Below are 11,928 nucleotides of genomic sequence, written 5' to 3' on the forward strand. Positions count from 1 at the left end.
TCCTGCCGACAAACCGGCTTCAGAAATCCCAGTCTTCGTCTTCGGTCGCAACCGCCTTGCCGATGACATAGGACGAGCCGGAACCGGAAAAGAAGTCGTGGTTCTCATCGGCATTGGGCGAGAGCGCCGAGAGGATCGCGGGGTTGACCCGGCAGGCCTCGGCCGGAAAGAGCGCCTCATAACCCAGATTCATCAGGGCCTTGTTGGCGTTGTAATGCAGGAACTGCTTGACATCCTCCGTCAGGCCGACGCCGTCATAGAGGTCTTCGGTATATTTCGCTTCGTTGTCGTAAAGTTCGAGCAGGAGATCGAAGGCGAAATCCTTGATCTCCTGTCTCTGCGTTTCGCCGAGACGCTCCAGCGCCCGCTGGAACTTGTAGCCGATATAATAGCCATGCACGGCCTCATCGCGGATGATGAGGCGGATCAGGTCCGCCGTGTTGGTGAGCTTGGCGCGGCTTGACCAGAACATTGGCAGATAGAAGCCGGAATAGAACAGGAAACTTTCCAGAAACACGCTGGCGATTTTTTTCTTCAGCGGATCGCCGCTGTCATATTCCCGCATGATGAGCGCGGATTTGCGCTGCAGGAACTCGTTTTCCTCAGACCAGCGATAGGCGTCGTCAACGTCAGGGGTGAGGCAGAGCGTCGAGAAGATCGAGGAATAGGAGCGGGCGTGCACGGCCTCCATGAAGGAGATGTTGGAAAGCACCGCCTCCTCATGCGGCGTTGCCGAATCCTCCATCAGGCGCACCGCGCCGACACCGTTCTGGATGGTGTCGAGCAATGTCAGGCCGGTGAAGACACGGATTGTCAGTTTCTGTTCTTCCGGCTTCAGCGTTCCCCAGGAGGGGATGTCGTTGGAGAGCGGCACTTTTTCCGGCAGCCAGAAATTCGAGGTCAGGCGGTTCCAGACTTCGAGGTCCTTGTCGTCCTCGATGCGGTTCCAGTTGACCGCGCGGATGCGGGACGCGGGTTTTACGGCGATGTTCATTGTCTTGTCCCTCAATTCAGAGCGTGCAGGAAACGCAGCCCTGAACCTGCGTGCCTTCCAGCGCCATCTGGCGCAAACGAATGTAGTAGATGGTCTTGATGCCCTTCTTCCACGCGTAGATCTGCGCCCGATTGATATCGCGCGTCGTCGCCGTATCGCGGAAGAACAGCGTCAGCGACAGGCCCTGATCGACATGCTGGGTCGCCGCCGCATAGGTGTCGATGATCTTTTCGGGGCCGATCTCGTAGGCGTCCTGATAATATTCGAGATTGTCGTTCGAGAGGTAGGAAGCCGGGTAATAAACGCGGCCGATCTTGCCCTCTTTGCGGATTTCAATCTTCGAGACGATCGGATGAATGGAGGAGGTGGAGTGGTTGATATAGGAGATCGAGCCGGTGGGCGGCACAGCCTGGAGATTCTGGTTATAGAGACCTGATACCATCACGTCCTGCTTCAACGCCTCCCAGTCCTCCTGCGTCGGAATGGCGATACCGGCCTTTTCAAACAGCGCCTTCACCTTTTCGGTCGCAGGCAGCCATTCCCGGTCGGTATATTTGTCGAAATATTCGCCCGAGGCATATTTGGAGTTCTCAAAGCCCTTGAAGCTCTGGCCCCTTTCCACCGCCAGCCGGTTGCTGGCGCGGATAGCGTGATAGGTCACCGTGTAGAAATAGATATTGGTGAAATCGACGCCTTCTTCGGAACCGTAGAAGATGCGCTCACGCGCCAGATAACCGTGAAGGTTCATCTGGCCAAGCCCGATGGCGTGGCTGGCATCATTGCCCTTTTCCACCGAGGGCACGGAGGAAATATGGCTCATATCCGATACTGCCGTCAGCGCCCGGATGGAGGTCTCGATGGTCTTGCCGAAATCGGCAGAATCCATCGCCGAGGCAATGTTGAGCGAGCCGAGATTGCAGGAAATATCCTTGCCCATATGGCTATAGGACAGATCGGCGTTGAACTCGCTCGCTTCGCTGACCTGCAGGATTTCCGAGCAGAGATTGCTCATGCTGATGCGGCCGGCGACCGGATTGGCGCGGTTCACCGTGTCCTCGAACATGATATAGGGGTAACCGCTCTCGAACTGGATTTCGGCGATGACCTGAAAGAATTCGCGCGCCTTGATCTTCTTCTTGCGGATGCGGCTATCGGCAACCATTTCCTGATATTTTTCGGTGACCGAAATCTCGGTCAACGGCACGCCATAGACCCGCTCCACGTCATAGGGCGAGAACAGATACATATCCTCATTGTTGCGGGCGAGTTCGAAGGTGATATCGGGGATCACCACGCCGAGCGACAGGGTTTTGATGCGGATTTTTTCGTCGGCGTTTTCGCGCTTGGTATCTAGGAAGCGCATGATATCCGGGTGGTGGGCATGCAGATAGACCGCGCCAGCACCCTGTCGCGCGCCAAGCTGGTTGGCATAGGAAAAACTGTCCTCCAGCAGCTTCATGACGGGAATAACGCCGGACGACTGGTTTTCGATCTGTTTGATCGGCGCTCCGAATTCGCGAATATTGGTCAAGGAGAGCGCCACGCCGCCGCCGCGCTTGGAAAGCTGCAAGGCCGAATTGATGGAGCGGCCGATGCTTTCCATATTGTCTTCCACGCGCAGCAGAAAACACGAGACCAGCTCGCCGCGGCTCTTTTTGCCGGCGTTGAGGAATGTCGGTGTTGCCGGCTGGAATCGGCCTGAAATGATCTCATCGACCAGATTGCGGGCAAGCTGCTCATCGCCACGCGCGAGAGCCAGCGCCACCATGCAGACGCGATCCTCGTAACGTTCCAGATAACGTTTTCCGTCGAAGGTCTTCAGCGTGTAGGAGGTGTAATATTTGAAGGCGCCGAGAAAGGTCGGAAAGCGGAATTTCCGGGCATAGGCCTCGTCATAAAGGTCGCGGACGAAATTGAAGGAATACTGGTCCAGTACCTCCTGCTCGTAATATCCCTCCGTCACCAGATAATCGAGCTTTTCCCTGAGGTTATGGAAAAAGACGGTGTTCTGGTTGACGTGCTGGAGGAAATATTGCCGGGCGGCCAGTCGATCCTTGTCGAGCTGGATCTTCCCGTTCTCGTCGTAAAGGTTCAGCATCGCGTTCAGCGCGTGGTAGTCCAGAGCCGCATCGAGCGGTTTCTGGGATGCGGCTGCCGGCTGTTTGGCGTCCTTGCGCATGGCGCTCGAGGTCAGCGTGTCCAAAATCGTTCCAATCCATGTTTGACGTTGGCGACATCTTCCTCCGTGCCGAGAAGCTCGAAGCGATAGAGAAACGGCACCGCACATTTGCGCGAGACGATATCTCCGGCGGATGCGAAAGCTGCGCCAAAATTCGTGTTTCCCGCCGCGATGACGCCGCGAATGAGATTTCGGTTGGAGGGCTCGTTCAAAAACCGGATGACCGGTTTCGGCACGGCACCTTTGGTGCCGCCGCCCCCATAGGTGGGGGTGACCAGCACATAGGGCTCGGACACATGGGGAACGTCTTCCTCAACGCCGAGCGGCAGGCGAAACAGACGCCGTCCCAGTTTCAGAAGGAAACGATGGGTGTTTTCAGAGCGGCTGGAATAATAGACGATCAGGCCCATCGCCCCGCCGCCTCAGCTGATCGAGCCGATCATATCCGGCCGGAAACCCGCCCAATGACGTTCGCCGGCGACGACGACGGGCACCTGCATGTAACCGAGGCCACGCACATGATCGAGCGCATCCGCATCTTCGGAGATATCGATGATCTCATAGGGGACACCGATGCGGTCGAGGGCGCGATAGGTTGCGGTGCACTGGACGCAGGCGGGCTTGCTGTAAACGGTGACGGTCATAATTTCCTCTCTCGAAGCCGGTTTCGGACACAGCTCAACATTGCCGATTGCAATCGCAATCGGGCGGCGGTGGTTCTGTCACTAGGGTGGGCGTGCGCGGCTTTTAGCCGCGTAAAATCACTCTCTACGCCGACGAGCGCAGCAACTCAAACAAATGCACTGGCATGACTTCACCCCGAAGCTTGTTCTGGAGGGGGCAGAAAAGGGCGCACGCAAATCATTTGCGTCATACACCTTCCTCCGGACACCCCGCCCGTGGACGTTTGCGCTCAAGGCAGGTCTCCTGACTTGCGGGTCACAACATCTATTCCGGCCTTCCCGGAGCTTTCAGCCCCAGTGACCCAAATCGGAACGATGCTCACCGCTTACAGTTGCGGGGGCAGTTTCGGCCTTGCTCCGCCATATGGCGTTACGCACCGAATTCCCGTCTTAGCTCCCGACCCTTGCGAATCGGAAGAACCTCGAACACCACATATAGTATATGAGGAAATTTTCGCGTCAATAAATAGACACACAAAAGCCCCACCCTGTGGATCAAAAAGATTCAACACATGGTCAACAAAGGCTTAACGGCACATGCGTGCCGCCGCTCAAACAGAGAAAAGCGTTAATCTATTCCCAGATATCGACGTGAATATCCGCGGGACGAGCGTTTTCGATCACCCTTTTTCCGTTCGGAAGATCGTTTTCGAAAAGTTTGGCGTGGATCTGGGCCTCGTCGAGACCATAGCCCTGCCACCTCTTCCGCAGCCTCTCCTCAAGCACCGCGACGGACGGCCCTACAAAAATGGTGAGGTCGAAGCTTTTGGAAAGAGTTGTCCACGGCGCCTCGTCCAGCAGCAGATAATTGCCTTCAGCGAGGATAAAGCGTGTTTCCGGCGCAATCGTCCGGGCGGACGCTATGGCGATTTCACGGGAGCGGTCGAAAACCGGAACAAGCACCTCCTGCCCACCCTTGCGGACGGCGGAGACGATATCGAGGAAACCGCGCACGTCGAAAGTTTCCGGTGCGCCCTTTCGCGACAGCAGCCCCCGTTCTTCAAGGATGCCATTGTCCATATGGAAGCCATCCATGGGCAGGACGGCGGCCGTTTCGCCCCGTGCGAGCAAAGAATCGCAAAGGGCATCCGCCAGCGTGGATTTGCCGGCCCCAGGGGGACCGGCAATAGCGACGATAAAACGGGATTTACCTTCTGCCCGCCGAAGAACGTCTTCGGCGATCGTTTCAAGCTTCAGCGTCATGCGGCAAGCGTTTCCTTCGGCGCTTCCTTGGCGCCGGTCATGAAGGCGACGGCGTCGGACATGGAGTAGTCCTTCGGATTGATGACGCACAGGCGCTTGCCGAGCCGGTGGATATGGATGCGATCCGCGACCTCGAACACATGCGGCATGTTGTGCGAGATGAGAACGATCGGCAGGCCGCGCGAGCGCACGTCCAGAATAAGCTCCAGAACACGCCGGCTTTCCTTGACGCCAAGCGCCGCCGTCGGTTCGTCAAGAATGACGACCTTGGAGCCGAAGGCCGCTGCACGCGCCACCGCCACACCCTGACGCTGGCCGCCGGAGAGGGTTTCCACCGCCTGGTTGATGTTCTGGATCGTCATCAGGCCGAGTTCCGACAGTTTCTCCCGGGCAAATTTTTCCATGGCCGGGCGGTCCAGCGCGCGGAACAGGCTGCCCTGAATGCCGGGTTTGCGGATTTCCCTGCCGAGAAACATATTGTCGGCTATGGAAAGCGCCGGCGACAGCGCGAGGTTCTGATAGACCGTCTCGATGCCAGCCTTGCGCGCCTCTATCGGCGAGCGGAACTGCACGGGCTGGCCTTCCAGCTTGATCTCCCCTTCATCGGGTGTCACCGCACCGGAAATCGCCTTGATGAGAGAAGATTTGCCGGCGCCGTTATCGCCGATCACCGCCAGGATTTCGCCCGGATAGAGATCGAAATCGGCATGGTCGAGGGCGGTCACACGACCGTAGCGCTTGACGAGATTGCGTGCTGTGAGAATGGGTTCTTTTGCCATCAGCCTGCTACCTTTCTGATCCACTGGTCGATTGCGACAGCCATGATGATGAGGACGCCGATCAACAGATAGGTCCATTGCGGGTCTGTTCCGATAAGCCTGAGGCCGAGCGAAAAGACACCGACGATCAGGGCGCCGAAGATCATGCCCATGATGGAGCCGCGTCCACCGAACAGCGACAGGCCGCCGATAACCACTGCGGTAATGGATTCGATATTGGCGAATTGACCGGCGGTCGGCGAAACCGAACCGATGCGGCCGATCAAGGCCCAGCCGGCGAAGGCGCAGATGAGGCCGGACAGCGTATAAACGGTCGTCAGCATGCGCTTGACGTTGACACCGGCAAGTTCGGCGGCATCCGGATCGTCACCGACAGCATAGAGGTGGCGGCCCCAGGCGGTGCGGTTCAGCACATACCAGAGCAGGGCGACGAGCAGGACCATGGCGATGACGCCATAGGTGAAGACCGCGCTGCCGACACGGATATTGGCGCCGAAGAATTGCAGGATAGGCGCCTGCTGGGCGATATCCTGGGCGCGGATCGTCTCGTTTGCGGAATAGAGGAAGTTGGTCGCCAGTACGATCTGCCACATGCCGAGCGTGACGATGAAGGGCGGCAGGCGCATGCGCGAGACCAAAATACCGTTGATGAAGCCGCAAAATGCGCCGACGGCAAGGCCACAGAGAATGGAGAGTTCCGCCGGCAAGCCGTAACGGAAGGTGAACTGTCCCATGATGACGGAGGACAGGACCATGATCGCGCCAACCGACAGATCGATGCCCGCCGTCAGGATGACCAGCGACTGCGCCGCGCCGACAATACCGACGATGGCGACCTGCTGCAAAATAAGGGTCAGCGTGAAGGCCGAGAAAAACTTGCCGCCGAGAAGCAGGCCGAAAACAATCAGCGACAGCACCAGAACGATAAGCGGAACGGCCGCCGGGCTGGAGTGGAGAAAGTGCTGCAGTTTTTCCAGCACACTCTTGTCATGCGTATCGAAAGCGGCGACCTGCGTCGAACTTCCCGAAAGCACTTTTTCAAATTCATTATGCGGCTGAGCCCGCACCGGCTGATCGCTCATGGATTTTCCTCCCGATCGCTCTATCGCACCAGCCCTGACACCGGGGTCTATCTCAAAAGAGAATGATGCGTAGATTTCAAAGTGTTGTGAAGCGGCCTATATCATCCCCGCAGGACGCGTGACGCGCTCGTTTGTTCCTTTGTCCGATCCCCCGGATCGTGCCTCAATCATTCTCGTCCAAGGGCGGGGGCACGAATGCCCCCGCGGGTTTCAACGGTGAGGCATCAGCCCCAGCACTTGTTGAGACCTTCCTTCGTATCGATGGAGTCGAGGCCCTTGACCGGCTTGTCGGTTACCAGCGTCACGCCGGTATCGACGAAGTTCTTGCCTTCGGTCGGCTTCGGCTTTTCACCCGTGTCGGCGAACTTCTTGACGGCTTCGACGCCGAGAGCCGCCATCAGCAACGGATATTGCTGCGAGGTCGCGCCGATCACGCCTTCCGCCACGTTCTTGACGCCGGGGCAACCGCCATCGACGGAAACGATCAGAACATCCTTTTCACGGCCGACCGCCTTCAGCGCCTCATAAGCGCCGGCTGCCGCAGGCTCGTTGATGGTGTGGACGACATTGATGGTCGGATCCTTCTGCAGCAGATTTTCCATCGCCGCGCGGCCGCCTTCTTCGTTACCATTGGTAACATCATGGCCAACGATGCGCGGATCGTTTTCATCGCCGATCTTGTTGATGTCCTTCACGTCGATGCCAAAGCCCTTCATGAAGCCCTGGTTACGCAGCACATCCACCGTCGGCTGGGAGGGGGTGAGGTTGAGGAAAGCGATTTTCGCATCCTTGGCCTTGTCGCCGAGGCTGCCGGCAGCCCATTTGCCGATCAGCTCACCAGCCAGAAGATTGTCGGTGGCGAAGGTGGAATCAGCGGCGTCGACGGGTTCGAGCGGCGTATCGAGGGCGATGACCAGAAGACCGGCATCACGCGCCTTCTGCACGGCCGGAACGATGCCCTTGGTGTCCGATGCGGTGATCAGAATACCCTTGGCGCCATCGGCAATGCAGGTCTCGATGGCGGCTACCTGGCTTTCGGAATCGCCGTCGATCTTGCCGGCATAGGATTTCAGCGTCACGCCAAGTTCTTTAGCCTTGGCGGTCGCGCCTTCTTTCATCTTGACGAAAAAGGGATTGGTATCGGTTTTGGTGATGAGGCAAACCGAAGTATCGGCCGCAGACGCAACGGAAGCGAAAGAAACGCCAAGCGCAAGCGCGCCCAGAAGAGCGGAAACAGTGGTCTTCATGAGATCCTCCCAATGGATATTTGAGCACCGTGACGGTTACCCGACGATCCCGTCTCCTCCGAGATCGACGACCGTTGGCTCAGATGGAACCACCAAAGGAAACGCCTGTCAATAAATAAATCCGATTGAATTATTAATTCCCTATGGCATTCTAATATGCGGCAGGGAGGAATATCGCCACGTCGTTTAACGTTGCGATAGCAAGATTGCCATAAAGCCTGCTGTATCGGTCGCGGCGGATAGGGCGGGCGGGAGGATGACACTATGAGACAATCTGTCGAGACGGCGCCGCCGGCGCCGCCCACCACCATGGATATAAGCGGCGGCGCCAACCAGATCGGAGTGCGCGCTTATAATGAGCGGCTCGTGCTGTCTCTCGTTCGCCGTCACGGCGGACTGTCAAAAGCCGAGATATCAAGACTTTGCGGCCTTTCAGCGCAGACCGTCTCGGTCATCATGCGCTCGCTTGAAAAGGACGGGCTTCTCATTCGCGGTGAAAGGCTGCGCGGCAAAGTCGGCCAGCCATCGACGCCGATGCGGCTTAATCCCGACGCCGTCTTTTCTTTTGGTGTGAAGATCGGCCGACGCAGCGTCGATCTCGTGCTGATGGATTTTGTCGGCCGGATCAGGCTCAAGCTGCGCAGAACCTATCCCTACCCTCTTCCGGAATGGATACTACCCTTCGTAATCGACGGCATAACGGAACTCGAATCGAAACTTTCCCCTGCGGAGCGGGAGAAAATTGCCGGCGTCGGCATTGCCGCTCCATTTGAATTGTGGAACTGGGCCCAGGAAGTGGGCGCTCCACAGATTGAAATGGAGAGATGGCGGGGCGTCGATATCCGGTCGGAAATTGCTGAAAACGTCAGCTATCCGGTTTTTCTGCAGAACGACGCGACCAGCGCCTGCGGCGCCGAACTGGTTTTTGGCGCAGGCCAGCACTATCCGGATTTTCTTTACGTTTTCATCGGCTCCTTCATAGGCGGCGGCGTCGTTTTGAATTCGGCGCTATTTTCCGGAAAGACGGGAACGGCCGGCGCCATCGGCCCCCTGCCGGTGCAGGGGCAGGATGGCAATACCGTCCAGCTTCTGAAAATCGCGTCGATCTTCGTTCTGGAAAACATGCTGCGTGAAAAGGGTATCGATCCGCGCCCCCTGTGGTTTTCTCCGGACGAGTGGATCGATTTCGGCGAGCCGCTGGAAAGCTGGATCAGGAAAACCGCCGCGGCGCTGGCGCAGGCCGTCATTGCCGCCGCCTCCATCATCGATTTTTCGAGCGTCATCATCGATGGCGGTTTTCCCGACTGGGTCAGAACCAGAATCGTCGCCGCCACCCGCCTTGCCCTTAAACACCACGATCTGCAGGGTGTCACGGTGCCTGACATCATCGAAGGTGCGGTCGGTAGCCAGGCGCGGGCAATCGGCGGCGCGAGCCTGCCCCTGTTTTCGCGCTATCTCATCGATCAGAACGTTCTGTTCAAGGACACGACCGGCTGAGCCTTCGCAACGCTCTGCGGTTTTATTACTCGGCTATTAATTTGGATATCTGCCGGTCATTCGCCAGCTGCGTGCTGCATGATCGCCGCCAGAAAGGCAGGTCCGTATCGCTCGAGCTTGGTATCTCCGACGCCGGGAATCCCAGCCATTTCCTTCGCCGAGGCCGGTTTTGCCGTCGCAAGTTCTATGAGGGTCTTGTCGTGGAAAATCACGTAGGGTGGAACGTTCTGTGCCCGGGCAATTTCCATGCGCTTCGCACGCAGTGCCTCGAAAAGACTGCGATCGGATTCCGGCAAGACCGTCGATACCGTGTTGCGGGGCGTCTGTTGCCGTGCGGAGCGGGGAGCGGATGGTATCCTCAGCATCAATGCCGGTTTTTCGCGCAGGAACCGCCGTCCATCCTCGGAGATGGACAGGCCGCCATGTCCCGACAGATCCACTTCAATCATGCGTAACGCAACCAGCTGACGCAGGATGGCGCGCCATGTGCGGTTGTCGTGCTCCTTGCCTATCCCGTAGGTGGTGATGCGGTCATGTCCGAAGCGGGAAATCCGCTCGTCCTCGACACCCAGCAATACGCGGATGACATAGGCCTGGCCGAAACGTTCACCCGTGCGATAAATACAGGACAGAAGTTTCTGCGCGGCAATGGCCCCGTCAAACAGGTCCGGCGGCTCGGCGCAGGTATCACAATTGCCGCAGGGCTCACACCGGTCGCCGAAATAGGAGAGCAGAACCTGCCGGCGGCAACTGGCCGTTTCTGCGAGGCCGAGCAGCGCATCGAGCTTCTGGCGCTCCATATATTTGCGTTGGTCTACGGCATCAGATTCTTCGATGAAACGATTGCGCAGGGCAATATCTTCATAGCCATAGAGCATGAGCACGTCCGACGGCAGACCATCACGACCGGCTCGGCCTGTTTCCTGATAATAGGCCTCGATGCTGCCGGGCAGGTCGATATGAACCACGAAACGCACATCCGGCTTGTCTATGCCCATGCCGAAAGCGACGGTCGCGACAATGATGACAGCCTCACCGTGCTGGAAACGGGTCTGGTTCTCCTCACGGGCGGCCTTGTCCATGCCAGCGTGATAGGGTAGCGCATCGCGACCCTCCTCCCGCAGCCATGCGGCCGTTTCGTCCACCTTGCGTTTGGAAAGGCAATAGACGATACCGCTCTCACCGTCGCGATCCTTCAAAAAGCGTTTCAGCTGCGCGCGCGGATTATCCTTTTCCATGATCGCATAGCGGATATTAGGACGGTCGAACCCGGCAATGAAGGCATCGTGCTCTTCAATCCCCAGGTGACCGAGAATTTCGGCGCGCGTGGGCTCGTCGGCCGTCGCCGTCAACGCCATGCGCGGCGTATCGGGAAAACGCTCGATCAGCGTGTCTAACTGGCGGTAGGGCGGCCGGAAATCATGCCCCCATTGCGACAGGCAATGGGCCTCGTCGACCGCGATCAGCGACAGGTCGATGGATTGCAAGGCATCGAGGACATCCGGCTTGAGCAGGGTTTCCGGCGCGGCATAAAGAATATCGACCTTGCCGGCCCGCATGTCCCGCCAAAGCGCGCGGCGCTCTTCCGGGGAAAGATCGGAATTGAGAGCTTCGGCCCGCACACCGGCCTGACGCAGGGCAGCGACCTGATCGACCATCAGCGCGATGAGCGGCGAGACGATCAACCCCATGCCATCACGAGCAAGCGCCGGGATCTGGTAACAAAGCGACTTTCCACCGCCCGTCGGCATCAAAACGAAGGCGTTGTTTCCCGCCATTACATGTCGAATGATGTCGGCCTGCCGCCCGCGGAATGCATCGTAGCCATAGACGGTCTTGAGGATATGCAAGGGATCAGCGGTCACGGCGGTTTTTATCCGAAGTGGAATGATTGTGCATCATCACGGTTTTGGGATCGATGGCAATGCCGAAGATGGAGTTGGCCGTGGCAGCAGGTAGCGTGATTGATTTTTTGAGAAACCACCGCGAATGCAAAAAGGGCTCCGAGTTTCCTCGGAGCCCTTTGACAGTCTTGAAGATTCTGGTTGCGGGGGCAGGATTTGAACCTGCGGCCTTCAGGTTATGAGCCTGACGAGCTACCGGGCTGCTCCACCCCGCGTTGATGGTTTTATTATAACATAAAGGCCGCATTTGCGGCCTTTTGATTTGGGCTTTGTGGCCCTTTTGTGAGTGAGAAGATTTTGTGTTGCGTTTTGCAGACCTGGCAGCGACCTACTCTCCCGCGTCTTGAGACGAAGTACCAT

General features: G+C 57.9%; 10 protein-coding genes, 1 tRNA gene and 1 riboswitch. Of the genes, 1 reads left to right on the forward strand and 10 read right to left on the reverse strand.

The genetic code is table 11. The annotated features are described in order from the left end of the window. Nucleotides 1-19 precede the first annotated feature (19 nt). The 8 genes from nrdF to I3J13_RS05740 form a co-directional block, all read right to left on the reverse strand. Entirely contained in the window at nt 20-994 is a 975-nt protein-coding gene (gene nrdF, locus I3J13_RS05705; RefSeq protein WP_142779954.1) for a class 1b ribonucleoside-diphosphate reductase subunit beta, read from the reverse strand. A gap of 16 nt (nt 995-1,010) precedes the next feature. Next, nucleotides 1,011-3,173, reverse strand: coding sequence for a class 1b ribonucleoside-diphosphate reductase subunit alpha (gene nrdE, locus I3J13_RS05710; protein WP_236000818.1), 2,163 nt, complete (start codon nt 3,171-3,173; stop codon nt 1,011-1,013). Nucleotides 3,174-3,184: 11 nt separating this feature from the next. Next, nucleotides 3,185-3,583: a class Ib ribonucleoside-diphosphate reductase assembly flavoprotein NrdI gene (nrdI, locus tag I3J13_RS05715; RefSeq protein WP_020812691.1), complete on the reverse strand. Its 399-nt coding sequence runs from the start codon at nt 3,581-3,583 to the stop codon at nt 3,185-3,187. A gap of 12 nt (nt 3,584-3,595) precedes the next feature. Beyond that, a complete protein-coding gene (gene nrdH / locus I3J13_RS05720) occupies nt 3,596-3,817 on the reverse strand; it encodes a glutaredoxin-like protein NrdH (protein ID WP_003507138.1) in 222 nt (73 codons plus the stop codon). 256 nt (nt 3,818-4,073) lie between these two features. Then, nucleotides 4,074-4,296, reverse strand: a riboswitch (cobalamin riboswitch). A 133-nt stretch (nt 4,297-4,429) separates the two neighbouring features. After that, complete coding sequence (locus I3J13_RS05725) at nt 4,430-5,059, reverse strand: nucleoside triphosphate hydrolase (RefSeq protein ID WP_196378231.1); 630 nt, start codon at nt 5,057-5,059, stop codon at nt 4,430-4,432. Next, nucleotides 5,056-5,838, reverse strand: coding sequence for an ATP-binding cassette domain-containing protein (locus I3J13_RS05730; RefSeq protein WP_035219750.1), 783 nt, complete (start codon nt 5,836-5,838; stop codon nt 5,056-5,058). Before I3J13_RS05730 ends, I3J13_RS05725 begins: the two co-directional genes overlap by 4 nt. Next, nucleotides 5,838-6,920, reverse strand: a complete 1,083-nt coding sequence (locus tag I3J13_RS05735) for an ABC transporter permease (RefSeq protein WP_003524280.1) — start codon at nt 6,918-6,920, stop codon at nt 5,838-5,840. Before I3J13_RS05735 ends, I3J13_RS05730 begins: the two co-directional genes overlap by 1 nt. Nucleotides 6,921-7,144: 224 nt before the next feature. Beyond that, a complete protein-coding gene (locus I3J13_RS05740; RefSeq protein ID WP_003524279.1) occupies nt 7,145-8,167 on the reverse strand; it encodes a sugar ABC transporter substrate-binding protein in 1,023 nt (340 codons plus the stop codon). A 264-nt stretch (nt 8,168-8,431) separates the two neighbouring features. Between I3J13_RS05740 and I3J13_RS05745 the strand changes: the two genes are divergently transcribed. Beyond that, nucleotides 8,432-9,664 carry an ROK family transcriptional regulator gene (locus tag I3J13_RS05745; RefSeq protein WP_020812694.1) on the forward strand — a complete coding sequence of 411 codons (1,233 nt, stop codon included), beginning with the start codon at nt 8,432-8,434 and terminating at the stop codon, nt 9,662-9,664. Nucleotides 9,665-9,720: 56 nt separating this feature from the next. On the opposite strand, the gene recQ is transcribed toward I3J13_RS05745, so the two are convergent. Together recQ and I3J13_RS05755 are read right to left on the reverse strand one after the other, a co-directional pair. Beyond that, complete coding sequence (gene recQ, locus I3J13_RS05750) at nt 9,721-11,529, reverse strand: DNA helicase RecQ (protein WP_196378232.1); 1,809 nt, start codon at nt 11,527-11,529, stop codon at nt 9,721-9,723. Nucleotides 11,530-11,706: 177 nt separating this feature from the next. Beyond that, nucleotides 11,707-11,783 (reverse strand) — tRNA-Met (locus tag I3J13_RS05755). Nucleotides 11,784-11,928: the final 145 nt, after the last annotated feature.

Source organism: Agrobacterium leguminum, from assembly GCF_015704895.1.
Taxonomy (GTDB): Bacteria; Pseudomonadota; Alphaproteobacteria; order Rhizobiales; family Rhizobiaceae; genus Agrobacterium; species Agrobacterium leguminum.